26 protein-coding genes are annotated in these 22,347 nt (G+C 64.0%); 3 read left to right on the forward strand and 23 right to left on the reverse strand.

What is annotated here, in order from left to right:
• Positions 1–16 precede the first annotated feature (16 nt).
• The gene (locus AABM56_RS11505) at positions 17–661 is read right to left on the reverse strand and encodes a glycoside hydrolase family 19 protein (RefSeq protein ID WP_347884111.1); all 645 of its coding nucleotides are present in this window, start codon (positions 659–661) and stop codon (positions 17–19) included.
• 70 nt (positions 662–731) lie between these two features.
• Here AABM56_RS11505 and AABM56_RS11510 point away from each other — a divergent pair, with 70 nt between their 5' ends.
• The gene (locus tag AABM56_RS11510) at positions 732–1,292 is read left to right on the forward strand and encodes a hypothetical protein (protein WP_314563247.1); all 561 of its coding nucleotides are present in this window, start codon (positions 732–734) and stop codon (positions 1,290–1,292) included.
• 65 nt (positions 1,293–1,357) lie between these two features.
• On the opposite strand, the gene AABM56_RS11515 is transcribed toward AABM56_RS11510, so the two are convergent.
• From AABM56_RS11515 to AABM56_RS11530, 4 genes are read right to left on the reverse strand one after another with little or no spacing between them, the layout of a single operon-like run.
• On the reverse strand, positions 1,358–1,957 hold the full coding sequence (locus AABM56_RS11515; RefSeq protein WP_314563249.1) for a hypothetical protein: 600 nt from the start codon (positions 1,955–1,957) through the stop codon (positions 1,358–1,360).
• Positions 1,958–3,436, reverse strand: a complete 1,479-nt coding sequence (locus AABM56_RS11520; RefSeq protein WP_347884112.1) for a hypothetical protein — start codon at positions 3,434–3,436, stop codon at positions 1,958–1,960.
• Positions 3,437–3,483: 47 nt separating this feature from the next.
• Positions 3,484–4,428: a hypothetical protein gene (locus AABM56_RS11525; protein WP_273860946.1), complete on the reverse strand. Its 945-nt coding sequence runs from the start codon at positions 4,426–4,428 to the stop codon at positions 3,484–3,486.
• Complete coding sequence (locus AABM56_RS11530; RefSeq protein ID WP_347884113.1) at positions 4,425–9,986, reverse strand: phage tail tape measure protein; 5,562 nt, start codon at positions 9,984–9,986, stop codon at positions 4,425–4,427. The genes AABM56_RS11525 and AABM56_RS11530 overlap by 4 nt, the downstream gene beginning before the upstream one ends.
• A gap of 89 nt (positions 9,987–10,075) precedes the next feature.
• Here AABM56_RS11530 and AABM56_RS11535 point away from each other — a divergent pair, with 89 nt between their 5' ends.
• Together AABM56_RS11535 and AABM56_RS11540 are read left to right on the forward strand one after the other, a co-directional pair.
• Entirely contained in the window at positions 10,076–10,366 is a 291-nt protein-coding gene (locus tag AABM56_RS11535; protein ID WP_273860944.1) for a type II toxin-antitoxin system RelE/ParE family toxin, read from the forward strand.
• Positions 10,367–10,378: 12 nt separating this feature from the next.
• A complete protein-coding gene (locus AABM56_RS11540) occupies positions 10,379–10,705 on the forward strand; it encodes an addiction module antidote protein (protein WP_347883226.1) in 327 nt (108 codons plus the stop codon).
• On the opposite strand, the gene AABM56_RS11545 is transcribed toward AABM56_RS11540, so the two are convergent.
• From AABM56_RS11545 to AABM56_RS11630, 18 genes are all read right to left on the reverse strand, one after another.
• On the reverse strand, positions 10,702–11,031 hold the full coding sequence (locus tag AABM56_RS11545) for a DUF1799 domain-containing protein (protein ID WP_347884122.1): 330 nt from the start codon (positions 11,029–11,031) through the stop codon (positions 10,702–10,704). The two genes, AABM56_RS11540 and AABM56_RS11545, sit on opposite strands and share 4 nt — an antisense overlap.
• Complete coding sequence (locus AABM56_RS11550; RefSeq protein ID WP_273860942.1) at positions 11,028–11,411, reverse strand: phage tail assembly chaperone; 384 nt, start codon at positions 11,409–11,411, stop codon at positions 11,028–11,030. Before AABM56_RS11550 ends, AABM56_RS11545 begins: the two co-directional genes overlap by 4 nt.
• A 35-nt stretch (positions 11,412–11,446) precedes the next feature.
• Complete coding sequence (locus AABM56_RS11555) at positions 11,447–12,100, reverse strand: phage tail protein (protein ID WP_288492062.1); 654 nt, start codon at positions 12,098–12,100, stop codon at positions 11,447–11,449.
• 82 nt (positions 12,101–12,182) lie between these two features.
• A complete protein-coding gene (locus AABM56_RS11560) occupies positions 12,183–12,644 on the reverse strand; it encodes a phage tail tube protein (protein ID WP_347883227.1) in 462 nt (153 codons plus the stop codon).
• Positions 12,645–12,651: 7 nt separating this feature from the next.
• A complete protein-coding gene (locus AABM56_RS11565) occupies positions 12,652–13,065 on the reverse strand; it encodes a phage tail terminator-like protein (RefSeq protein WP_273860939.1) in 414 nt (137 codons plus the stop codon).
• On the reverse strand, positions 13,062–13,505 hold the full coding sequence (locus AABM56_RS11570; RefSeq protein WP_347883228.1) for an HK97 gp10 family phage protein: 444 nt from the start codon (positions 13,503–13,505) through the stop codon (positions 13,062–13,064). Before AABM56_RS11570 ends, AABM56_RS11565 begins: the two co-directional genes overlap by 4 nt.
• A gap of 3 nt (positions 13,506–13,508) precedes the next feature.
• Complete coding sequence (locus AABM56_RS11575) at positions 13,509–13,895, reverse strand: hypothetical protein (protein WP_347883229.1); 387 nt, start codon at positions 13,893–13,895, stop codon at positions 13,509–13,511.
• On the reverse strand, positions 13,888–14,121 hold the full coding sequence (locus AABM56_RS11580; protein ID WP_347883230.1) for a hypothetical protein: 234 nt from the start codon (positions 14,119–14,121) through the stop codon (positions 13,888–13,890). The genes AABM56_RS11575 and AABM56_RS11580 overlap by 8 nt, the downstream gene beginning before the upstream one ends.
• Positions 14,122–14,123: 2 nt before the next feature.
• Positions 14,124–15,110, reverse strand: a complete 987-nt coding sequence (locus AABM56_RS11585) for a hypothetical protein (protein ID WP_347883231.1) — start codon at positions 15,108–15,110, stop codon at positions 14,124–14,126.
• On the reverse strand, positions 15,107–15,631 hold the full coding sequence (locus AABM56_RS11590) for a DnaT-like ssDNA-binding protein (protein ID WP_347883232.1): 525 nt from the start codon (positions 15,629–15,631) through the stop codon (positions 15,107–15,109). Before AABM56_RS11590 ends, AABM56_RS11585 begins: the two co-directional genes overlap by 4 nt.
• Positions 15,632–15,673: 42 nt before the next feature.
• Positions 15,674–16,084, reverse strand: coding sequence for a hypothetical protein (locus tag AABM56_RS11595; RefSeq protein WP_347883233.1), 411 nt, complete (start codon positions 16,082–16,084; stop codon positions 15,674–15,676).
• A gap of 10 nt (positions 16,085–16,094) precedes the next feature.
• Positions 16,095–17,027: a major capsid family protein gene (locus tag AABM56_RS11600; RefSeq protein ID WP_347883234.1), complete on the reverse strand. Its 933-nt coding sequence runs from the start codon at positions 17,025–17,027 to the stop codon at positions 16,095–16,097.
• A gap of 9 nt (positions 17,028–17,036) precedes the next feature.
• Positions 17,037–17,477, reverse strand: coding sequence for a hypothetical protein (locus AABM56_RS11605; protein ID WP_347883235.1), 441 nt, complete (start codon positions 17,475–17,477; stop codon positions 17,037–17,039).
• Positions 17,477–18,589 (reverse strand): DUF2213 domain-containing protein, encoded by a 1,113-nt coding sequence (locus AABM56_RS11610; RefSeq protein WP_347883236.1) that lies wholly within the window; start codon positions 18,587–18,589, stop codon positions 17,477–17,479. Before AABM56_RS11610 ends, AABM56_RS11605 begins: the two co-directional genes overlap by 1 nt.
• A 7-nt stretch (positions 18,590–18,596) precedes the next feature.
• Complete coding sequence (locus tag AABM56_RS11615; RefSeq protein ID WP_347883237.1) at positions 18,597–19,949, reverse strand: phage portal protein; 1,353 nt, start codon at positions 19,947–19,949, stop codon at positions 18,597–18,599.
• A complete protein-coding gene (locus AABM56_RS11620) occupies positions 19,949–21,265 on the reverse strand; it encodes a terminase family protein (protein WP_347883238.1) in 1,317 nt (438 codons plus the stop codon). The genes AABM56_RS11615 and AABM56_RS11620 overlap by 1 nt, the downstream gene beginning before the upstream one ends.
• The gene (locus tag AABM56_RS11625) at positions 21,262–21,708 is read right to left on the reverse strand and encodes a DUF2280 domain-containing protein (RefSeq protein ID WP_347883239.1); all 447 of its coding nucleotides are present in this window, start codon (positions 21,706–21,708) and stop codon (positions 21,262–21,264) included. Before AABM56_RS11625 ends, AABM56_RS11620 begins: the two co-directional genes overlap by 4 nt.
• Before the next feature lie 31 nt (positions 21,709–21,739).
• Positions 21,740–22,336, reverse strand: a complete 597-nt coding sequence (locus AABM56_RS11630) for a putative metallopeptidase (protein ID WP_347883240.1) — start codon at positions 22,334–22,336, stop codon at positions 21,740–21,742.
• Between the last annotated feature and the right edge of the window lie 11 nt (positions 22,337–22,347).

Raw genomic sequence — 22,347 nt, forward strand, 5'->3', positions numbered from 1 at the left:
TGACGCGGTGGGTGGATCAGGCGAGAACGGCCAGGCCCCGGGCGGTGAGCGTGGTGCGCTCGGCCAGACCCTTGGTGCCGCCGTTGATCTTCTTGGTGATGGCCACGGTGTCCTGCAGGTCGGCGAGCTGGTTCAGGCCGTTGACCGACCAGAAGTGGCCGGCAGACGCGCAGGCGTTCCAGGGCAGCTCCAGCAGCTCGGGGTGACGGACCAGGTCCAGCGCCAGGGCGGCGCCGGCGGCGATGTAGTTGGCCCGGCCGGTGACCTGCAGCAGGCCGCGGCCCCGATAGGTCCAGCCGTCTCCGGAGGACTCCGGGCCGTTGCCGTTGCGGTTGGCATAGGTGTTGTTGGCGATCGCCTCGGGCCGCCGCGCCAGGCGGACGGCCAGCTCGTTCGGTTTCGGCTCTTTGGCGCGCGGGTCGATGGCGTAGCGGCTTGGCCAGGTCTTGGCCAGCCCCTCAGCGCCGTAGTTCAGGCTCTCGACCAGCCTGGTCAGCTCGCCGGACTCATGCCCGCACTGGGCAATGAAGGCGGCCATGCGCAGCGGGTTATGGTCGATGGCATAGCGATTCATGGCGGCGTTCAACGCCGGGACGAAGACGGCCGCCACCTTGGCGGCGCCGGGCAGGATGGCGACCAACTGGTATTCAGTGATAGGCATAGGCAAACTCCAAGGAAAACGCTCGGTGCGGACATCCCAAATGCAAATCAATCACATGGAATAATTAAAAGTGGAAACTCCTCTAGACTCGGTCGTTTACATAATTTCGAACACCAAGACAGACTTTGATTGGGCGGCGTTACTTTCAGCAATTGCCGCGACGTTCTCCGCAATTGCCGCAGCCGTAGCCATCTACTTCGCAAAAAGACAAATAGAAATACAAGAACATCACAATCGCTTGATGGCGACACCGCACCTATTAGGGATATCCCATGTCGAGATCAGACAATTCATATATATCTACGCTGTAGAAAATGCAGGCATCGGACCCGCAATTATTAATTCGCTGCAGGTTACTGTGGACGGAGTCGAGGTTACTGGAAAAGGTATCGAGCAGATCGAAAACGCTCTCTTAATAGTTTTTCCTGAGCGCGGCTTTCAAAGCATCATCGAAACTTTTTCTACGGGCGAGTTTGTTCCAGTCGGAAAAAAGTACGAGCTGTTCCGATTGATATTCAATGATAGAAATACGTCAGAGATCGAGACAGAGGTGCACAATAGACTGAAGATAAAAATCAGCTACACAAGCATCTACGGAGAGCCCAATGAATTTACTTCAAGCCTGAGCTAAATGGGCAACTAGCCTTCTCAGGCTAGTGAGCCGCAGAAACATAAAAACTGTGCTGTGATAGAAAACTACGTTTCAGTTACCTTCGAGGTTGCATCCATAGTTGGCCAGTATTTGTCGTCCATGTAGTCGACCGGGATCGGGTTCATCGCCTTCAGTGCCAGGCCGGCACCGACCAGCAACGATTTCCGGCGGACCGCCGCGCGGGTGAACGCCAGGCAGGTCTGGGCATCCATCGGCACCCCGCTGCCATCGGCGGCGCTCCATGCGAAGTCGTACCTGGGATCGGCCCAGCGCAGGTCGCCGGACTGCGCCTGATCAACTGTGATCGCCGCTGTCGCGTCAGCCAGAGCGCCCAGGATGTCGTTCATCTGGCTTTGGGTTTCGGTCAGGTAGGACTTGCCGTCGTAGATGAAGCCCATGGCTGTCCGACGATCCTTCTCCTGATCGATCTGCCAGGGTTGTGCGCTTGGGATAGGCTTGGGCGGTCTCTCGTCGAGCACTTCCCACTGGAAGGAAAAATCGTTCCATTTGGCAACTTGCGTTCCCGCGAGATCGGGCGGAGGCACCATTACCGAATTGTAAGGGGCCGGCTCTATGGGTGGCACGGTTACTTGCCCGGTGAAGATGTATTCGTAGTCGTATAGATAGTAAGTGGTGTCTTCCATTTAGGCTGCCTTGATGTATTGGTTGAGGCCCTGCGCGGCTCCAGCTGGGTCAGTCGTGAAGAATTGGGTAGCGGGGTCATAGCTGAAAGCCCTGACACGCACCGGAGTTACAGGAGTAGCCGCCCCCCAGCCAACAACGGTCCTGTTGGCGTAAATGAACTTCCCAATCTGGCCCGACGACACGCCAACTCGCGGCGTCCATTTTGTCCCGTCAGTAGTGCTCCACCATGCGTTGGAGGCAACGACTTGCAGTAGGAAACCGGCTTGGTGCGCAGCCAGTCCGCAGTTACTGGTGCCTATCGATGGAGGCGGCGCAATAGCAACCCAGTTGATCCCATCTACGGAAAACGCACCCAGTTTTTGCGGCATGTCGATCAGCATGAAACCTGCACCCAGGGCATATTCCAGCTGAGAGGAACCGCTCGGGGCGAACGGGAAGGACGTCCGCTTTGTCCAGGTGACGCCGTTAGGCGAGGTGTAGACCCCATCCGAGAAAACACAAACGAATAGGCCCGCTCCGTAGGCTGGCTTTATGAGCGGAGCGGACGGCGTGCTCCTGCTAGTCCAGGTGACGCCGTCCGGGCTGGTGACGACCGCACCGGATGTACTGTTGTTGCCAGGCTGAAGGGCGGCGCCCAAGAAAATTCCACCCCCGAACCTCAATCTCCACTGTGCTTGTTGCGGTAGTGATGCAGCAGACGCCCAGTTGAGACCGTTATCGGTAGATCGACCGACAACAGTGTTTGACGCAAGCAGCACAAATACGTTATTGCCGTAGTCTCCGTCCACCCATTGATCGGCGCTAATGCCGATTGTTGTATTGGTGGTGAAAGCGTCCATAGATCTAATTACGAAACCACCACCAGTACCAGCAGAGACATATACGTTATTCCCGTATATAGGCGGCGTCATTTGGTAGTTGTTGCCACTGAAATTCCCAAAGGTAGTGCCATTAGAAGCGCCGCCAATTGGATAGTCAGCAATTACGCCGAGCTTGGTGTACAGAGCAGGCCAAGTTGATTGAGGATAGGATTTGCCAGTAGGCACCCAGGTGCTGTCCGGCGCCTGGGTGCTGACAATCACGTCGCCGACTTGGTTGACGACGATCTGCCACCACTCCTTCTGGCCGCTCCCGTCCAGCTTCTGGCGGAGCACGGAGCCAGGGACCACACCGGGCGGCAGGCCCGCAGAGGCGTCGACCGCCGATGCGACTACTTTCACTGAAGCCAGAGAGCCGGCGGCGGAGTCTGCCGAGCCCTTCGAGGCCTGGGCCTGGTCGGTGGCCAGCTTCACCTGGGCCTGGGCGTCAGTGACAGCCTGCCCAGCGGCGGTCGCACTGTCCGATGCAGACTTGACGGAGGTAGCGACCGCGTCGACCTGCTTCCCCATCCAGGTGACGACGTCGTTGACCTGAGTGGTCCAGGGGCCGATGGCAGCGGCCCAGGCATCGGCGACCACCGGGTAGACGGTGCGCGCCATTGCCCGGTTCGGTGCCTGCGGCAGCGGATTGATAGAGGGGTTTGCCATCAGATGAGCGCTCCTACTTCCAGGGTGCATTCGGAATACTTGCCGTTCGGGCAGACCACGTTGAGGTCGCCGAACCGGCCGTAGATGAGGGTCCACTCACGCTTCAGGTCGCCGATGAAGACGGCGGGCCGCGTAAGGTACTGGGTGAGCAGGCGCCGGAAGCTGGTGACCTGGGCGTCAGGGATCGAGATGGGGAACGTGACGTTGTAGCTGTAGCCCCGCTCGGTCACGTAGTCGTTCCCGAAGGTGTCCTTGTCCTTCGTGCTGAAGTCGGTGATTCCGAAGCCGGCCCCCATGAGCGCGGTGCCCAAGGTGACAACCTGGCCGGCCACCGCCATGGAGCACGTAGCGGTGCCCCCGGCGCCCGCTTCCACCAGGATGTGGATCCGCGCCGTGCCGTAGGCTGGGAGATCGGTCAGGGCGAAGGAATCAACCCGCTCCACCGACGTGAACAGCCATTCCCACATGTCCCCAGCAGCAGGATCGACGAGGCTGACGACCTTCGGCCCGTAGACCACCCCATCCACGGGGTCGGTCATGGTGATGGTCGCCTGGTAGCCCGATAGGCCGAACAGCGCCAGGGCGTTCACCACCGAGCCCGGCGTGATGTCGACCTCGATGCTCGTGGGGTTCGACGTGAGGGTGCCCAGCAGCGTGACCTGCCGCTGCACTTGGCCACTGGCCTGGGTGATCACCTGGCCGGCGGACTTATCGAACATCCGCCAGCGGTTGGTGGCGCCCGTGTCCAGCCACTTCGGCGCCGTGGCGCTGTCCTTGGCCGGCTCGACGTTGTTGGTGTCGACCAGGGACTCGAACACATGGTGGTTCTGGATGACCCGGTCGCCCTTCTTGTAGGTTCCCGCCACCCAGGCCGGAGCATCCGTCTCCGGCACGCTGGAGTAGAGATTCGCCGGCGTAATGCCTACCGGCTTGATCATCATCATGCTGTGGCTCCTTCAGCAGCCTGGTTGCGAAGTACCTGAGTGTTCACCGCGGCCTTCCGGGTGTTGTCCACGACCCAGAACAAGCGATCGTTCCCGGTACCGGTGGCGCTGAGGATCTGCTGCAGCAGCGCGATGACGCGGCTCAGGTCGGCCTCGGACAGCATCCCTGCGGTCTGGCGGGCGTTGTAGACGTAGCCGGGCTGGGCGAAGTCGATGATCTCCGGGCCATGCTCACCCACGAGGGCCTTGCCGCCGAGGTAGTCACCGCCACCAGCGAAGGCAGGCATCTTTTCCCCATTGGCGATCGCCGCTGCGCGGATGGCAGCTGCGACGTCATGCACGCCGCCATTGGCGACCTGGCCGACCCAGTACGCCATGTCCGCAGCCGTAGGATCACGGCCTAGGATTGACGCATACGCCGCCGAGACGCTGCCTGGCGCTGCTGCAACGTTGGCCGCGCCAGCAGCACCGATGGCAGTTGCCAGGTTGTTGCTGTTGACCGCCCCGCTGCTGAGCTGCCCCTTCCAGTACGCCGCGCCAGCCGAGTCCGCAGACCGTCCGAGAGCAGCCTTGTAGGCCGCCTCGATGATGCTGTCAGCGTTGGTGGCGCCGGTGCCGTTGGGCGCCGCCGTACCGATAGCCGCGCCGAACTGCTTGAGCGCCTCCTCGATGCTGAGCAGGGTGTTGTTCACCCCGTTGATGCCGTCGAGCTGCGCCTGAGCCAGGTCCAGTTGTCCCTGCAACTTGGCCGAGGCCATGTCGTAGGACTTCTTGCTCTGGTCGAGCTGGTCCTGGAGGCTCTTGACGGTCTTCTCGGCGTTGGTCAGCTGGTCGCCGGCCGTGATCGACAGCTCGTTGATCAGGGCGGTGGAGCGACCCTGGTCACGCGCGAACGAAAGCCAGTCGCCATACTTCCCGGCGCTGTTCCCGGCGACGGTGGAGACCGCCTGGTCCAGCCCCTGGAAGTTCGCCAGGCTCCCGCCAGCACGAGCGATCGCCGCAGCCGACTCCAGGGTGGCCGTGGCCTGCCCGTAGAGCACGGAGGTCGCGGCATCGCTCTGGCCCTGCAGCGTGCGGAGCGCTGAGGTCAGGTTGGTAGACATCGAGGTCAGCGAGGAAACCGCCGACTGCGAGGTCGCCAGGCTGGCGTTCAGCGACTCGGTGCGCGCGGCATAGGCTGCGGTGAGAGCATCCTGCTCCCGCTTTACAGCCCGCTGCAGGGTACCCATGGCGCCATTCAGCATCGCTGCCTGCGCCTCGGCCAGGGCCTGGGTCGCCTGCTGCATCCGCTGTTCGAGGATGTCGTAATAGGCGTCAGCCTGGCCTTGGAGACCCAGCAGGGTCGAGATCTGCTCCTGGCCGGCTTCCGTGGTCTTTTCCATGGACTCGACCAGGTCCCGGAATCCCTCACGGGTGGCAGGCAGGGTGATGTTCACCAGACCGAACTGGCGAACCGCCTCGGCCATGGTGTCGTTGGCCTTCTCGGTATCGCTGAAGAAGTTCTGGTAATACCCCGCCGCGCTCTGCTGCAGCGCCGATAGACCGCCGGCCGTCGCCGCCATCGATTCCGCCAGCTTGCCGCCGGCGACGCTCGTGTCGAACATCCCGATGCGCAGATAGCGGAACGCATCGTTGACGCTGTACAGGTTGTTGACGAAGGCGGTTAGCGCCTCGAAGTTGTACCCGCCCACGCCGGCGCCAGTGGCGTCGTTGATAGCCGAGGTCATCGAGTCGGCAACGGTCGAGAACCAGGCGGTAATCTCTTTCTGGATCTCCTCCTGGGTCTTGTCCTTGGTGCTGATCTGGGTGCGGCCGATAGTGAGGCCGCTCAGGACGCCGTCATTGAGCTGGACGCCGAGCTTCTTGTAGAGAGTCTCGACGCTGTCCTCGGTCGTGTCGTAGACCTCCTGCAGCGCGCTCTCGGTGGCCGAATCAAGGGGGGTGAAGTTGGTGCGCTTCTTGTTCTTCCCGAACAGGCCTCCCTTTTTCTTCTGGTACTCGAACGAGGCGCCATCGAAGTCGCCGCCGGTGACGCCCAGAGCGAGACCATTGTCCTTGGTGATCCAGTCGCCGCCCCAGACGGAGCTGCCCAGCATGCCGCCGAGCATGGCACCAATGGCAGCGCCGATAGCGGTCCCGATGATGGGGACCACCGATCCGATAGCGGCGCCAGCATAGGCACCAGCCACAGCACCGCCAGCGCCCGTAGCGGCGCCTTTCAGCCCTGCCGCCTGGTAGCCGGCGATAGCGCCACCGATGCCATAGCCTGCGGCGCCAAGGGTCGAAAGACCCGCAGATGACGCGGCGCTCGCGGTGCTGGCTGCGGTGTAGCTGACGCCAGTGCTCGCGGTATTGCCGAGGTAACCCAAGCCGGCTGCCGTAGCATCCACTTGGGCGCCGATGGCAGCGCTCGCACCAGCAGATGTCAGTGAGCTGCCCGCTGCAGACGCGGCGCTGGAGCCGAAGTAGCCGGCGATGGAGCTGGCGCCGTAGTCATAGACACCGCTCAAGCCGCCGGCCTGATAAGCGTTGTACAGGTTGGCCCCGGTGCCAGTGAGGAAGTTGTAGGCCTTGATCCCGGTATCGGCCAGGCTGAGCGCGTTGGACACGCCAGAGCCGCTTCCGCCGCCGCTGCCGCTATTTCCCCCCAGAACGCTGCTCAGAGAGCCGACGATCCCGCCAGAACTGGAGCCGCCGCCGGTGAGCAATTGCCGGACGCCAATCCTCGCGAGATCAGTTCCGACCGAGCGCACCAGGTCCTTAAAGGACGCCTTGCTCCTGGTGATGAAGGACACCAAGTAATTCTCGATGCCGGAAAGGGCATCGGTGAAGAGGTCGCGCGTCTGGCCTGCGACATCCCGGGCGGCGCTGAGGTAGTCCTGGAATGCCGAGTTGGCACCTTTCGCCCAGTCCGCCTGCGCAATCGCCATCGTCTTGTAATTGGCGACAGTCTGGTCCGTCAGATCCTGCTGCTGACGCTGCAGCAGTGCCAGGCGCTTGGTGTATTCCTCCTGATCGATGCTGCGCTCGGCGAGCTGCTTGTCCAGCTCCTTCAGGCCTTTGACGTATTCGTCGTTGACCTTGTTGAGCTCGGCGTAGAGCTGCGCCTCCTGGCGCCCCATTCCCACGGCAGCTGCCGCCCGCTCGCCCTGCTGGCGGAGTGCCTCGACCTGGGCACCAAGCGCAGCGCTGTAGGACTCCGTGGACAGCTGCAGCTTTTTGAGTCGGCCCTGTTCTTTGATGGTCAGCTGATCGCGCTTGGCATCGAGATCCGATAGGGCTTTGGTCTGTGCCGTCTGGGCATCGCTGAGGCGTTGCGCCAGCTGTATCCGTTGTTGCGCAGACAGGTTCCCCCGATCCTGCAGCTGTTCAATAGCACCGATCTGGTCTGCGTAGGCGGCCCGGACCTTTTCCTTTTCCTGGTCCAGCAGGGCCACGCGCTGAGTGTAGGCATCCCGCTGAGATACCAGACCGGCCTGGGCGCTGGCCTCGATCTTCTTCTCGGCAGAGTCGTATTCGCCGACGACCAATTTCAGGTCGTTCTGCAGCTGGTTCAGCGACTCAGTGTCGAGCGCCGGCGCCTTGATCTTAGGGATCTTGGCGTCTTTGTATTTCGCCTGGATGTTGGCGATGACCTTGTCCACGGCGGCCGGGTTGAGTCGGTCGTCGTTCGGATTTACCTCGCGAAGGTCTTCCAGGCTCCGCTTGTACTCATCAATCTCCTTATTTCGCTTCTCCTCGTTGCTCAACGTTGACTTTGTCAGGGCGTCGATCGCTTGAGCGGCCTGCTTCGCCTTCGTCTGCTTCTCGTTGTAGACGCCTTGGGCCGCTGCGATGGCGTCCTCGGTGTCCTTCTGCTGCTGAGCCAGCACAAGCTGTGATCTCAGCTGCTCAATCTGGGCTTTGCGATTGGCATCATCCCGAGCCGCCTGGCGGCCGCCCGTGCTGCTGGTGACACCTTCCAGCTCGGCGATTTGCTTTTTGAGATCGGAAATTCTGTCCTGCATGGTGTCAGGACGGCCAATGTTCAGCATGGCATCCCATGCTCTTTTGGCCATGCTGCCAAGAGAAGCCCATGCACCTTCGATGGTCCCGAGGTTGCGCTTGATCTCGGCCGAGCGCTCGGTCAGGGCCTTGGCGTAGGCATCCTCGGCAACCCGCGCCGCCTCTTGCTTGTCACCCTGCTCTTCCAGCGCCTTGATCTGCTCGTAAACAGCCAGGGTGAGGAAGCGATACTTTTCATCTAGCGCGGCTGCGGCCTTTGTCGGTTCGTCCGCGAGACGCACGAACTCCCCGACTACATCATCGATGGCTCTTCCAGTGGCGCTGGAGAAGGCTACCGCTGCCTTCCCGATAGTCTCGAACTGGGAGGCGGGAATCTTGGCGCTCTCGGCCAGCAGAACCAGTGCCTCCGAAGCCTGCCCCGTGGTCCCAGTGGTGCGCGATATCGACGCAGCCATATCGGCCATCTGGCCAGTCGATACCCCGGCGGCATTACCGGTCAGAATGATCGCCTTGGTATAGCGGGATGCCTCCTCGCTGCCCTGGTAGTAGGCGACGCCCAGGACTGCCGCAGCGGCGGCCGCAAGGGTGAAGGGGTTCACCAGGCCCAGGACATAGCCACCCAGGGCCTTCGCCGCAGGCCCTAGCCCGCCGAACATGTCTTTCAGCTGACCGCCCTGCTGCAAGAACACAGTGAGCGGCGCTTGGCCAGCCTGGAGGCTGACGACGATGTCGGTCAGCTGGGCGGGGACACCACGCATTGCTGCGGCGGTCGCCTTGGCGGACATGCCGGTCCGTTCGAGCTGAGTGTCGAAGTTGCCCAGCCCAGCACGGGTCTGTTCCAGCCGGCTGTTGTATTGCTCGAAGGTGTCGGCATCGATGAGGCCGGACTTCTTGAAGCCCTGGAGCTTGCGCTGCTGGGCATCCAGGCGGTCCAGGGCCGCGACGGTGGGGTCGATCTGGCCGAGCAGGCGCGCGACCTGGTCGCCCTGCTCCTTGATGGCGCGCGTGGTTTTGGGCGCGGAGGCGGTAACGGCCTGGTTCTGGGCCACAACGGCGTTCAGCGAAGCGGCCACAGCGCGGAACTCGGCTGTGGACTGGCCCATCACGGTGCCGAGGTTCTGCAGCAGCTGGGCGGACTGCCGCTGCTGGACGTTGAGCTCTCTCAACTCGGCGACGGTCAGGCCGGACGACTTGGCGAGATCACCCAGGGCCTGGGCGGCGTACTGCTGCTTGAGGTTGAGCGCTGTCAGCTCGGCATTGGCCTGGCTGGCAGTCTTCGCCATCTCGGCCAGCGATTGGGCCGATTCACCAGCGGCGCGGGCCGCTACAGCCTGCTTGAGATTGAGGGCCGCCAGCTCCTGATTGGTGCGGCCGACCGCGTTGCCCAGCTCGCCTGCTGCACGGGCGGTTTCCGCCTGCTTCAGGTTGAGGGCAGCCATCTCTTTGTTCGTGCGCGCGCCCGACTGGACAAGGCGATCAAGGGCGCTGGCGGCCTCGTCGACCTCCTCCGAATAGATGCGGAGGCCGAGTTGCGCGATGGAGGGTCCGCTCATGCTTTTCTCCGGGCAATAAAAAACCCGCCGGAGCGGGTGTGCGAGTGGAAAGGGCTTGCCCTTATAGAGTTGTCAGATATAATGGACACATGAAAAACATCCAGACCACCGCCGCTTTCGATACCTGGTTCAACGGCCTGAAGGACCGCCAGGCTTACGCCCGCATCGCGGTGCGCATCAGCCGCCTGGCCGACGGCAACCCCGGCCAGCATCGCAACCTGAGCAACGGTGTGTCTGAACTGAAAATCGATCACGGCCCCGGCTACCGCGTGTACTACGTCGAGCGCAACGGGGTGACCTATATCCTGCTGTGCGGCGGCGACAAGAAGTCCCAGCAGAAAGACATTGAAACCGCCCTGTCCATGGCTGACAGGGTCTGAAGGAGGTTCGCTATGGCTGACACCAAACTCGAGACCCGCCCCTGGGACGTTGCCGAGCATCTTCGCGATGAGGAGGACATCCGCCTGTACATCGAGGCCGCCCAGGAAGAGGCGCCGAACGATGCCGCCTTCCTTGCGAAGGTCCTGGGGGATGTGGCCCGGGCCCGCAACATCTCCCAGCTCGCCAGGGAGACCGGCATCACTCGGGAAACGCTGTACAAGGTGACCCGAGGCGAAGGGAATCCCACCCTGGACACCATCAGCAAGCTGGCCAATGCGCTGGGCTTTCGCCTGACGCTACAGCCGCTGGCTGGAACCGAAAAGGTAGCCGCTGGCTAGGGCTTGTCCTCTCGGTTCTCTGCCATCGTCCGCAGGGCTTCCTTCTCCATGACCCGGATGTCCCGGAACACCTCGCGGCGCCGGCGCTTGCCCTTCACGCCGGCCATGTCCATGACCACGGGCACGACGCTGTAATCGAGCCCAGTGGCGCCGCCCATGCCGGTGCGCCACTGGGTCATCATCCCCTCGAACACCGCGAACGACTGCTCGTTGGCCGCCCAGATCTCGATCACCTCCTCCTCGATGTCCTCGGGGAGAAAGCCCAGCGCCGACAGCTGTTCGGTGCTCGCGGTCGTCGCGTAGAGCAGATGGGCGACCTCGGTCAGTTTCCCTCGCGGGCGCCCTCGTAGGAGGCCTTGTAGGCCGCGATGATCGCGTCCGGCACGGCGACGTAGGTGCTGACGAGGGCGCGCACGTTCTCCTCGTTGAACTCCTCCTCAAATTCCCAGCCCACCACGATCTTCTGCAGGTACTCGACCTGGAAGTCCTTCGACTGCTCGGTGACATCGATCATGGTCGAGCCATTGGCGGTCATCAGATCGGCGAATTTCTTGCCCTGCTCGATCTCGGTCTGGATGAGAGCCGACACCTCGCTCCGGCTCAGGAACTTGAACTCGAAATTCACCTTCACCGGCTTCCCGCCGATCTGAGGGATATCAACGGGACGGGTGAAGGTGGGCTTCTGCTTGATGCTGATCTTGGCCATTACTGCGCTCCGAAACGAGGGGTACTACAACGCCCTTAGGCGTTGTAGCGGGTGATACGGCTGGACAGGGAGAAGCTGATGACGCGGGTCATCAACTGGCTGCGGGACATGGTCGGCACCTGGCTCATGCTGACGAAGCCAGGCATCAGGATCATGCTGCCGCTCGGCAGGATGACCAGCAGCGCGGTGCCCAGCTTGGCCTCGCCGTAGCCCTCGACCACCGGCACGTAGGGCGCGTCGGGCTCATCCTGCACGGTGATGGAGCAGCTCATGGGGCTGCGGCTGGTCGGGAACTGACGGTCGTCGTCCTCGCTCAGGTAGGTCACCGTCAGGAACTGCTGCTCGCCGCCGCTGGTGGTGAAGTCGGTGATCTTGGTGATCTCGGTCCGGCTCATGACCTTCACGAAGCTGCCCACACCGCCGTTCGGGGTGTAGAAGGTCAGGTTCGAGGTGTCGACCTTCTCCAGCTGGAACGAGTCAGTGGTGACGCCTGCGACGCGCGCGACGCGGTTGTCGAGCTTGCCCCAGCCTGAGGTCAGCAGGACCAAGTCGCCATTGCTCAGGCCGTGAGCGGCAGAGGTCACCACGGCCGGGACGGCGTTGGTGATCGCGGTGATGGGTTTGGCCGCCGACAGGGTGTTGGCGACTTGAACGATGGAGCCGTTAGGAAGCGGGACGCGGGTTGCCATTGAGGCGATCCTCTATCTGGAAATGAAAAAGCCCGCACTAGGCGGGCTGTCTCGGGGTTCCTCCGGGCGGAGGGGTATTGCCTCAGGCCGGACGGCGGCGCTTCGGCATGGCGGTGAGGCCGAGGGTGAAGGTCACCACCAGCAGCTCGTTGCGGTTCAGGGTGGGAAAGTAGCCACCGGTGGCGTAGGCCGGGAACGTGATCAGGGCCCCGGAGGGCAGTCGGATCTGCCAGGCCAGCAGGCGCTGGATGTCCCTGGCGCTCGTGATGAGCGTTGCGTGCGTCGACTCGGGGTCGTCTTGGACCTGCAGGGCGATGTCATGCAGGCTGCGGCCGGTGGGAAATCGGACGTCCTCGTAGCCGGCGAGCGGCTGGTAGGACGACCATTTCTCCTCGCCGCCAGACGGGTTCAGGCCCGAGCCGGTGACCTTCTTCACCTCGACCCAGCTGCTATCCGATGGCTCCGGCACCAGCATGGTCTCGGGACTGATGCTGGTGGAAACGAAAACCGTCGTGCCGTTGGGCAGCGGAATGATGTTCGGCATGGTGCACCTACGTCGGGGCGCTGCCCTGGTAGGTCAGGGTGGCGGGGATGGTGTAGACGGCGTCCTCGGGGATCGCCAGGCCCTGGGCGAGCGGCTCGACCACCTGACCCGCAAATGCGCCCTGGTCCAGGAATGAGTCCAGCGGCAGCAGCGCATTCAGTTCGGCGATCAGACCCTCGGGGACGCTCTGCGGCTGCCCCTTCGGCGTCACCACGCTGATCTGGTAAAGGCCGCGGTACTCCAGGGCATCGGTGCCCAGGTAGCGGCAGGTGGTGCTGGACGGCAGCAGGAAGGCGCGCAGGTACGGCTGGTCCGCCTGCGGCTTGAATGGCTCGACGCCATAGGCCACCCCGATGCCCTTCGCCGTGGCCCAGGCCGCCAGCTTGGTCTCGATGGCCTGGCGCGCCAGTGCATGACTCATAAGGTGTTCCTCGCTACGGCTTCCGCGACGATCCGGTCGAACTCGGCGATGGTGAGCCGGACCATGCCGTTCGGTGCCATCTGGCTGTGTCCATATTCGAGTGGGATCGCGTAGATCAGGGTATTGACGATGTAGGCCACCTGGCCGGGCTCCAGCGCGTTCACCGCAGCGATCAGCTTGGCTATCGTCTCGTCGCCCTCCTTGTCCGTGGCGATCAGGCTGCTGTTCGCGGGGGCGCCGATGGTGAATTGCCAGTTCGCCTTGAACCGGCCGGTGTCTACCGGGCTGAGGTTGATCAGCGATTCGCCGATCTGGATGACGATGTCCTGGATGGTTTGCTCGATGGCGGCCATCGCGAGCTCACGGAAATCCTCCAGCTCGGCCTCGAAATCTCCGGACTTATCGCCATAGCGCGCCGTCATGTGGTGCTGCCTGGCCATGGCCTATGCCCTCCCCTGGACCTCATAGCCGCAGTCGACTCCAGCGAAGTTCCAGGCCTCCACGTTGATCACGCGGTAGAGCACGCCGTCGAAGCGGACGGTGTCGCCGGTGGCAGGCTTCGGCAGATCGGCGCCGGCGAGCTGCACGGGCGACACCAGCAGCTTCACGTCGCCTCGCTGGATCGCCGTGCCGTCGATCTCGTCCTGGGTGTAGCTGTAGCGGAGGCCCGAGCCGTCGTAGGCATTGGAGCCGGTGACCGAGCCGCCGGCGACGGGGTCGTAGGCGCCGTGCGTGGCCTGGGTGAGCACCAGCGCCATGCCCTTCCCTTTCGGGCGCGGCGCCAGCATGCGGATGGCCATGGCCCGGCCGCGGTCGTGGATGTCAGGCATAGGGCAGCTCGATCTTCACGGCACCATGAACGGTGACCCAGACGACCTCGTCGCCCTCGACCTTGACATTGCCCTGCTCGTCCAGGTCGTACATCACGATCAGGCCCAGCTCATCATCGGCGGTTACCACCTGGCGCTGCTCGACACCGTCGAGGAACACCTTCACCCCGCGGCCGATCAGGCCAGGGCTGTAGCCAGGGTCATGCTGATCTACTGATACGCGCATCGCTACCTCCAGATGACTCGATAGGAGACCGTGCACCGGCAGTTCGCCAGGTCGGCCCAGGAAGCGCCCAGCGTCTTGTCGCCGGGATAGTTCAGCCGCGCGCCGGTGGGCGACTGGAACGGCTGGTTGAATCCCACCCGCACGCCGCCCAGGGTGACGTGGGCATGGCGGACGCGCAGGTCGCCCTTGTTGCGCCAGATCTTCTCCACGCTCACCGGGCGAACCGGGCCTTCCAGCACTTGCGCGTGCAGGCGGTTGAAGCCGGCGTTCAGGGCTTCGTGGGCCTGGGCCTTGGCCACGAGCAGCGCGTGGGCCTTGACCTTGCGGTCGGCGTAGGCCGTGGCGATCTTCTGGACATCCGCGGTGGCCACTGGCTTCTGCAGCTGGATGGCGCGGTGGACGATGCCGTCCAGGCGCTGGTCGCGGTCGGCCTTGGCCAGGTACTGGCGCATGCGTTCGGCGACGCCGCTGCTGAGCTGGTCGCGGGTGCTGACGATGGCCTGGGCTTCGGGTGCCGACAGGCCGAGCACACCGCCAGCCCGTAGGCCGGTTCTGGGATTCAGGCGCCCCACTACGTCCAGGGCGATCTGGCGCGGCGTGCGACCGGCGGCGCGGCCTGCTGCGGTGATCACCCGGATGGCCTCGGCCTGCTCCTGGGCAATCGTGGCGGTCAGGTCGGTGGCGTTCTGGGTGAGCCACTGCTGCGCGGCCGGCGCATGCTGGTCGAACTGGACCCGGCGCCCGCCTGGCATCTTGATCACCACCAGGGTGCCGCCCTTGATGTAGGTCGTCCGGATCACTTCCAGCAGCGCGGCGAAGGCGCCCAGCGCCAGGGTGGCAACCAGGCCCTGGTCGTCCTGCTGCGCGATCAGGCGCTCGACCTCGACGATGGTCGCTGCGTCCACCGTGGCTCGGATCTGGTCCAGGTAGGCGCGCTGCAGGGCTGGCGTCATGCCATCCATCGCGGCCAGGATCTCGGCCTCGTTCACACCACCACCATGGCGGGCAGCTCGTAGCGGGCGACCAGCACCGGGGCGATGATCTCGTCGATTAGGGTGATGACTGGCCGGGTCGGCGCCGCACCTGGCGCGCTGGCGTCCGGTACCGCGAACGTGGTCTCCAGCGGCCCGAGCTTCTCGCTCTTGACCAGGCTGGTGGCCACGAAGTCGGGGCTCAAACTGCCCGGGGTGGCCAACTCGCGCAGCGCGGCCTCGTAGGTGGCCTGTTCGACCTCGGCCGGGACCTCGGTGGCGCTGATGGTGGCCCCGGTATAGTCCTGGGCGTCGGTCCTCGGCCATTCGCGGACCTGGGCCCTGCCCTGGGCTTTCTCGCCAGGGAACAGGGAGGCCCAGCGGCCGGATGGGTAGCGCTTCCGGTACCGGCCATCGATGTAGACGGACGCCCGCAGCAGCGCGGCCAGCTTGTGGTCGTTGTCACCCGCCCAGCCGGTGTTGGCGCGGGCGGCGTGATAGGCGTCGGCGCCCAGCAGGGAGCCGTAAAAGTCTGCCATGGCGTCGATCTCAAATAGGTGGGCGGCGAACCGCCCGGGGTGTTACTGCGGCTGGTCGGCGAGCAGCTTCTTCAGGTCGTCCAGCTTGGCCTTGGCGTCGAACTCGACGTTCTTGGCCTGCAGCGCGGCGACGACAGCCTCGCGCTCCTGGGCTTCCTGGGCATCGGCCAGCTTCTGGCGCAGGGTCTCGACCTTGCTATTGGCGCCGGCGGTGACGCCGAAGGCCTTCAGCTTGGCCAGCAGGTCCTGCTTCTCGATGTCTTCCACCGAGGAGCCATCGCCGTCGACCTGGCCGCCTTCGACAGTCAGCACGCCGACGCGGACGTAGTGGGCCAGGTTCACCCGTTCCTTGATGTCGTCCCAGTTGTCCACGTCCAGCTGCTGCTTGGGACCGATGACGCCGCCATCCGGCAGGCCGATGGGGGTGGTGCTGGTGTTGGTGATTACAGGCATGGTGATCTCCTTAGATCCCGTCGATGTAACGCATTTGGAGGGGTTGGCGAACGTCGACGCCGCCCAGGCGGAAGATGCCGGGCACCTCGAAGCGCAGCGGACCGGCCTGGAACACCGGCAGGAAGCGGTGTGGCATCGGCATGTGCAGCTTCACCACCGAGGGGTCGCGGCGATAGGCAACCATCCGGGCAGTGCCACCGGCGCCACCCTTATCCAGGCCACGCAGAGCGCGGACGGTCAGTGGACGACCGGTGGTGGCGGTGTAGATGTTGTTCTGCAGCAGCCAGCCGAGCACGGTTTGAGTCGACAGCTCCGTGACCATGCGAGTGCTGATCGCACTCCAGCGGTCGTAGGGCATCAGCAGGGTATCGGCGATGGTGGTGAACAGGGTCCCCTGGGCCTGACCGGTCAGGGCGTTGTTAACGTCCTGCAGGATCTTGTCCGAGGTGGTGGTCAGCCAGTTGCCGTTGGTGGCGGAGCCAGCCAGAACAGCCGGTGCGTTGGTGATCCCGTAGAAGCCTTTTTCGGCATCGCCGTAGAGCGCGACACGATCGACCATCTCCTCGAAAGCCCGGCGAGCTGCCTTGGCATCCTCGGCGTCGAGGTTGTAGCCGACCATGGCGGCCTGGCTGATCTCTTCCAGGCCGTAGCCGTAGCCGATACCTGCGGTATGGATTTGGGTCTCGAACTTACCCAGCTCGGTGCCTGCACGCGGGATGTCGTCGGCGTTGCCGTTGATCCAGCCTGCCTTACCGTACTTGTCCGAGGAGTAGTAGGTGACGGTCTTGGCCCAGGGATCGGCGGAGGTGTCCACGGGCACCAGGCCGGGATACTGGATGTCGGGATAGACGATCTCGTTGACCTGGCGCTCGATGTACGAGGTCTGGGAGATCACGAAGCCCAGAGCGGCCTGGGCGTCCATAAGCTTGAAGGGGGCGCGCATGTTCGCTCCTTACTTGATGAAGATGTTGGCGACGGCGCCGGCCGCGGCGCTGGTGTCCCAGCGTGCGTTCGGAACAGTGATGCCACCGGTGTTGCTGAAGGCGCCGGCGGCGGTGATGGTGACCGGGTCACCCGCTACCACCGCAACGGCGGCAGTGACGCAGACGGGGCCAGTGAGCAGGATCCGCGCGGATTCGTACTGGACGAACCCGTTGGGGCCGCTGGCCGAGCGATCCAAGACGCTGACGCCGACGAACTTCGCCGCGGTGTCGCCGTTGATGATGGCGCGGACCGACTTGTCCGTGGCGCCTTGGAACACCGGCACGCCAAACGCCAGGCCTGCAGCGTCCTGGACGGTGCGGGAGACGAGATCGGCGTGGGTCATGTCCGGGATATGGCCCGGCACGCTGGCGCGGATGTTTTCGCTGTATGCAGATTGGATGGTCGGCATTACTTGGCACCTCCTTTCCAGCCATCAGTCAGGCGGGTCTCGTAGGCTGCCTGGCCGTTGTCGTGGGGGTTCTGGAACTGGCCGTCCTGGTTCAGCATGTGCTGGCGGACGGGATCCTTGCGGGCCTCATCCTTCAGGATGTCGAAGCGGGCTTCGATGTAGGCCTCAGGCTTGCCGGCGATCGCCGCATCACCCAGCTTGGCGATCACGACCGCCTTGCGGATCTCGGAATCGCTCTTGCCGGTGTAGTCGGCATCGGCGATGGACTTGGCGGTGGTGAGCAGGTCAGCACGAGCCACGACGCGGGCATCGATCTGGGCGTCGGTCAGCTGCTTGCCCTTCAGGTCGTCGATCTCAGCATCCTTGCGGGCCAAGGCGTCGTCCTTCGCGGCGATAGCGGTCACATGGGCCGCTTGCGCATCGGTCAGTGCTTTGCCGGAGTCGGCCAGGCGCTGTTGCAGCGTGGTGATGACTACGGCGCCCTGGTCGGTTACTTCAACCGGGATGCCGTCGACGGTAACCGTCTTCAGGGTCATGGGGGGTTCCTCTTGGGGTTTGTGGTCTTTGGTGATTGGGGCTGCGCCCCACGCGTCGCCAATGCGCGCTCTGCTCCCGGCGCGGCCACGTTGCACGATGGCAACGTGGTCAGCCGTGATCTGGGTTTGTCTGGCCTGGAACGGCGTGCCATCAGGGGCTACGCCGTCCTCCCACACCAGCTCGCAGCTGTAGCCGACGCTCAGCTCGCGCTTGCCGGCCTGCACGGCTTTCACCGCGCGGGCATCGGTGATCTTCAGGCCGATCTTCAGGTATTCGCCGTCGCGCAGGACCTCGTCGCCGGTGGTACCCACAGCCACGTCGCGCCAGTTCTCGGCGGTCACCGGCTGGCCCGGGTGGTCGTCAGTGACGGGGATCTTGGAGAACGTCTGCAGCGCGGCCTTAGAGAAAACCTCGGCCTCGTCGCGGTAGACGTTCACCACCTGCAGGTCAGGGCGGCCGACCTCGCTGCCTAGGTACTGCTGGATGCCGGTGCGCGCGGTGCGGGCAAAAGCTTCCAGGTAGCCGGAATCGCTCAGCCGGGTATCGCCGAGTAAGACGGAATCAGTGATTTTCATGGGTGCCTCAGGTGGTAGGTTCGGGCTCCGGATTGCCCTGGTCGTCGCCCTCTGGATCAGCGTTGCCGCCCTCCTCGTCTGGCAGCGATTCGCCGTACTCCTCCATGGCTGCCTCCAGGCCGGGCAGGACGCTGAACTCAACCAATGCCGTCTCGGCAGCACGGGAGAGCGCGGCCTCGGGGAACAGGCCGGTGTCCTTGATCACCTTGATGGTGTCTGCCACGGTCTTGCCGATGGTGGCGCGCTCCGTCGCCGTGGGCTGCCACAGGCTGTTCCAGATGTAGTGGATCTCAGGGGGCCGGCTGCCCAGCGCTGAGCGAATCAGGCACTCGTCCAGCACCGACATGGCGGGCCGCATTTCCAGTTCTTGGCCGGACTGGATCCGGTCGTAGTAGTTGCGCAGGTCCGACTCCCCGCTGGCGTTGAGCCCAGCTGGGGATTGGCCGAGGAACCGGGTTGCCGGGATGTCCGCTGCACCGGTCACGTTCTGCAGGAAGCGGTCGATGATGTCCGGCAGCGTGCTGAAGTTGGCTGTCTTGGTCTGGTAGTCCTCCCCGGCATCCAGCATCAGCGCGCCATTGATGCTTTTGGCCATGGCGGCCAACCGCAGGCGCTCCAGCAGCAGCTTCTCGAAGCGAGGATCCTCCAGGCTGTGCATGAGATCCGGGATCTTGATGACGTCGACCTTTGCCTCGAACACCAGGCTGGCAACGTTGGCCAGCGTGCCGTCGCTCTGCTTGATCGCTTCCATGACTGATGTCAGGACCGAGTCGCTCCAGCCGTGGCCAGCACCCTCGACCAGCTCAGGGTCGGCATGCTCGGCGCCGTGGAAGATGACCAGCCGCGAAGGGTGGATGTCGACACTGGACCCAGCCAGCCGGTAGGCCTTGGGCATCCCATAGCGCGGCGACTGGACGTCGCGCTCGATCTCGGTCGGGCTCAGGTGACGCCGGCTCATGACCGTCAGGTACTTCACGCCGCCCTGGCCGATGCTATCTGGCCGCAGCTCCAGAGCAGTGTTCGTTTCACCGGTACCGATGAACACCGCGGCGCCACCGAACAGGCGGCCACGGATCATGGCGGTGTGGACCCGCTTGACCAGAGCCAGGCGCTTCTCCTCGGCCTCGATGGCCTGGATCTGTTCCTTGGACGCCTGCCACCCACGCCAGCGCCGGCAGGCGTCGAGCGCGGGAATGTCGATGATCTTTCGCGGCAGCCAACTGCTGCGGTAGGCCGCCAGTAGCTGCTGGTCCGTGAGGGTCGACACCAGGTAGCCCGAATGGGACGCCTTGTCCCGCTCGGTGCCCAGGTTGGCCACGAGATTGACCAGCTTGTCGGAGAGGAACTGTTTGACACCCATCAGGAAACGCCCAAGTAAGAGAAGCGACCCTTGGCGGGCCATTCGTAATCGACGCAGTAGCCGATTGCCGTGGTGATGTGCTGGTACTGGTTTTTCTGATCTTCCTGGAACGTCGAACCGCCCTGCAGCTGGACGGTGCTGAGGCCCTTGTGGCACCAGGGCGCCGTCTCAGCGTTGACGAACAGGCTGACGCCGCCGGCAGCGGTCAGGATCTTGGCCCGCACCGCGTTCTGGCGGTCTTTGATGGCCGGGTGGGCCGGCTTCACCTTGCGGGTGTAGCGCCAGCCGTGCTCCTTGAGCACGCCCTCGATGTCGGTGTAATCGGAGGCGTGGCCATGCTTCTCGCCTGCCTTGCCCGCAGGGTCGCCGTAGATCAGGACATGCTTGTTTGCGTGGCCCTTGTAGCGCTCGACGAACTCGACCGCCGCCTGGCGCGAGATGGCGCTGGTGAGCACGATCTCGTCCAGCAGGTAGAAGTCGTCGCCGTTGCGGCGCACACCGATTGCCGAGGAAAGCGGCGTGAAGTTCTGGTCGTGCATCCACATCAGCTGCTCATGCGGCTGGATAGTCTCGGCGGTCAGGTTGTGCTTGCCGTAGTCCTCATAGATCCGCCCGGATGCGGTCTCGAAACTGGCCTCGAACTCCTGCTTGAACTGCTTGGCCGACATGGCGCGCTTCATCGCGTCCATCACATCAGGCGGCAGGATCTCGGCCGACTTCCAGTGGAACACTCGGAAGTTCGGGTCCTGCCCGGACTCGGCCTGGGAGCAGAGATCGAAGTAGTGGTTCAGGCCATCGGGCACGCCGAGCAGCCAGCACCAGGCGCGATAGTCGGGCCGGGTCGGGTTCACCGTGTTCAGTGCCGGGAGGATGTTGGCCTCCCAGGCGTCCGGCTTGATGTCGGCGAACTCATCGATGCCGCCGCCCGTCCAGGGGATACCCTCAATCCGCTGCGGCTTGTCCAAACCGATGACGTGGATCTCGCTGCCATTGGGCAGGTAGATGATCAGGTCCGACTCCGAGGGCTTGCGCTTGTGGGCGCAGGACAGCGTGAAAGCTTTGAGGTCGTCCCAGAAGATTTTCTTGGCCTGGGTGTGCGTCGGCGCCGCGGCGAAGTATTGCCCGGCCACCGCGCTGGCCTGCTTCACCAGGAAGCGCTTGAACCGTTCCGTCTTACCGCTCCGGCGACCAGCAGGCACCAGGGGGAAGCGAATGCCGTCCGGTACCGCAGCGATCAGCGCCAGCTGCACCGGGTGGTCTTTCAGCGGGTACCAGCGGGCGAGCTGACGATCCAGCAGCAGGTTGCCAGTGTTCATCCCGGTAGCTTCCCGATCAGGTCGCTGAGCACGTCGGCCAGGTCAGCGGATCCGCCTTGTGGCTCCCGGGCTGGCCGATTGACGTAGACATCGCCCACTTCCTTGGCGGCCTGCTCCAGCAGCTGGGCAGTCAGCGCCAGATTGCGCATGTTCTCGGCCTTCTCGGCCATGCGGCCCAGGGTGCGGAGGCGGTGCGCCCGGTTGGCGATCGGGATGTCGGCGGTCTCCTCGCGGAACCGCTTCCGGGTGTCCTCGAACAGGACTCTCCAGCGCTTGGCCAGGTCCCGCCCGGCGTACTTCGTGGGGTCGTGGCTTTCGCACTGCTGGCGGCTGACCTCGATCCCGAATTCCTCTTTGACGGCTGCTGCCACCTGGGAGGGCGTGTCGAAACAGGCCAGGGCCTGAACGATGAAGGCTTTCACATCGTTGCTCAGGGTGGCCATGGTTCTACTTCCGTCAAGGGTCTGTCAGAGGTCAAGCCGACTTGAGCAGACAGGTTCCGCAGGCCCTCGCAATGTTGATTTTCTCCACCTCGGGGCGGCTGTTCGCGGCTTCCACCAGGCGCTGTACGTCCGGGCTGGCGCCATAGCGACGCACCACGCCGACGAACTCCTCGACGTCGTGGCCGCGCAGCTTGAGCTTGGGCATACCGTCCCGGGTGAACGCTGGAGCACCGAAGCCATCCAGCTCCTGGGCGATGTGGTAGAGCTCGTGCTCGACCAGGGCGCAGAACACGGCGTCGCTGCATTCTGCGCAGTAGTCGGCGGCCAGGGTGATGAGGAAGGCCGGGATGCCCCCAAACCACTCCACCAGCTGCTGCTCTGCCCTCGCCTTCTGCCAGCCACCGGCACGGAACGCGACCTGCTCGGCCTGGCCCAGCACCAGGCGGCTCGCCTTGACGAAGCCTGTCCTGGCCCAGAGGAAACCGATGTCCGCGTCGAGCAGGTGGATGTGGTCCTCGTTGCGCAGCCTCCCACCCTCGCGGACGAAGGTGTCCATGGCCCAGTCGCGAAGCTCGGGCGCCGGAACAAGCTCCGGCCAGTGCGCGGTGGGTGGTTGCGGACGATCCATGGGGGCTCCTG

Origin of the sequence: Pseudomonas aestiva, assembly GCF_039908605.1 — a bacterium.
GTDB classification, from domain to species: domain Bacteria; phylum Pseudomonadota; class Gammaproteobacteria; order Pseudomonadales; family Pseudomonadaceae; genus Chryseomonas; species Chryseomonas aestiva.

What these genes read in the sequence shown, in the direction of transcription:
- AABM56_RS11615 (WP_347883237.1), bottom strand. Translation starts at nt 19,949, where the DNA reads ATGGGTGTCAAACAGTTCCTCTCCGACAAGCTGGTCAATCTCGTGGCC.
- AABM56_RS11620 (WP_347883238.1), bottom strand. Translation starts at nt 21,265, where the DNA reads ATGAACACTGGCAACCTGCTGCTGGATCGTCAGCTCGCCCGCTGGTAC.
- AABM56_RS11550 (WP_273860942.1), bottom strand. Translation starts at nt 11,411, where the DNA reads ATGGCCAAGATCAGCATCAAGCAGAAGCCCACCTTCACCCGTCCCGTT.
- AABM56_RS11625 (WP_347883239.1), bottom strand. Translation starts at nt 21,708, where the DNA reads ATGGCCACCCTGAGCAACGATGTGAAAGCCTTCATCGTTCAGGCCCTG.
- AABM56_RS11530 (WP_347884113.1), bottom strand. Translation starts at nt 9,986, where the DNA reads ATGAGCGGACCCTCCATCGCGCAACTCGGCCTCCGCATCTATTCGGAG.
- AABM56_RS11515 (WP_314563249.1), bottom strand. Translation starts at nt 1,957, where the DNA reads ATGGAAGACACCACTTACTATCTATACGACTACGAATACATCTTCACC.
- AABM56_RS11555 (WP_288492062.1), bottom strand. Translation starts at nt 12,100, where the DNA reads ATGGCAACCCGCGTCCCGCTTCCTAACGGCTCCATCGTTCAAGTCGCC.
- AABM56_RS11630 (WP_347883240.1), bottom strand. Translation starts at nt 22,336, where the DNA reads ATGGATCGTCCGCAACCACCCACCGCGCACTGGCCGGAGCTTGTTCCG.
- AABM56_RS11575 (WP_347883229.1), bottom strand. Translation starts at nt 13,895, where the DNA reads ATGCCTGACATCCACGACCGCGGCCGGGCCATGGCCATCCGCATGCTG.
- AABM56_RS11520 (WP_347884112.1), bottom strand. Translation starts at nt 3,436, where the DNA reads ATGGCGCGCACCGTCTACCCGGTGGTCGCCGATGCCTGGGCCGCTGCC.
- AABM56_RS11570 (WP_347883228.1), bottom strand. Translation starts at nt 13,505, where the DNA reads ATGGCCAGGCAGCACCACATGACGGCGCGCTATGGCGATAAGTCCGGA.
- AABM56_RS11505 (WP_347884111.1), bottom strand. Translation starts at nt 661, where the DNA reads ATGCCTATCACTGAATACCAGTTGGTCGCCATCCTGCCCGGCGCCGCC.
- AABM56_RS11595 (WP_347883233.1), bottom strand. Translation starts at nt 16,084, where the DNA reads ATGCCTGTAATCACCAACACCAGCACCACCCCCATCGGCCTGCCGGAT.
- AABM56_RS11535 (WP_273860944.1), top strand. Translation starts at nt 10,076, where the DNA reads ATGAAAAACATCCAGACCACCGCCGCTTTCGATACCTGGTTCAACGGC.
- AABM56_RS11565 (WP_273860939.1), bottom strand. Translation starts at nt 13,065, where the DNA reads ATGAGTCATGCACTGGCGCGCCAGGCCATCGAGACCAAGCTGGCGGCC.
- AABM56_RS11560 (WP_347883227.1), bottom strand. Translation starts at nt 12,644, where the DNA reads ATGCCGAACATCATTCCGCTGCCCAACGGCACGACGGTTTTCGTTTCC.
- AABM56_RS11590 (WP_347883232.1), bottom strand. Translation starts at nt 15,631, where the DNA reads ATGGCAGACTTTTACGGCTCCCTGCTGGGCGCCGACGCCTATCACGCC.
- AABM56_RS11600 (WP_347883234.1), bottom strand. Translation starts at nt 17,027, where the DNA reads ATGCGCGCCCCCTTCAAGCTTATGGACGCCCAGGCCGCTCTGGGCTTC.
- AABM56_RS11580 (WP_347883230.1), bottom strand. Translation starts at nt 14,121, where the DNA reads ATGCGCGTATCAGTAGATCAGCATGACCCTGGCTACAGCCCTGGCCTG.
- AABM56_RS11610 (WP_347883236.1), bottom strand. Translation starts at nt 18,589, where the DNA reads ATGAAAATCACTGATTCCGTCTTACTCGGCGATACCCGGCTGAGCGAT.
- AABM56_RS11525 (WP_273860946.1), bottom strand. Translation starts at nt 4,428, where the DNA reads ATGATGATGATCAAGCCGGTAGGCATTACGCCGGCGAATCTCTACTCC.
- AABM56_RS11540 (WP_347883226.1), top strand. Translation starts at nt 10,379, where the DNA reads ATGGCTGACACCAAACTCGAGACCCGCCCCTGGGACGTTGCCGAGCAT.
- AABM56_RS11605 (WP_347883235.1), bottom strand. Translation starts at nt 17,477, where the DNA reads ATGCCGACCATCCAATCTGCATACAGCGAAAACATCCGCGCCAGCGTG.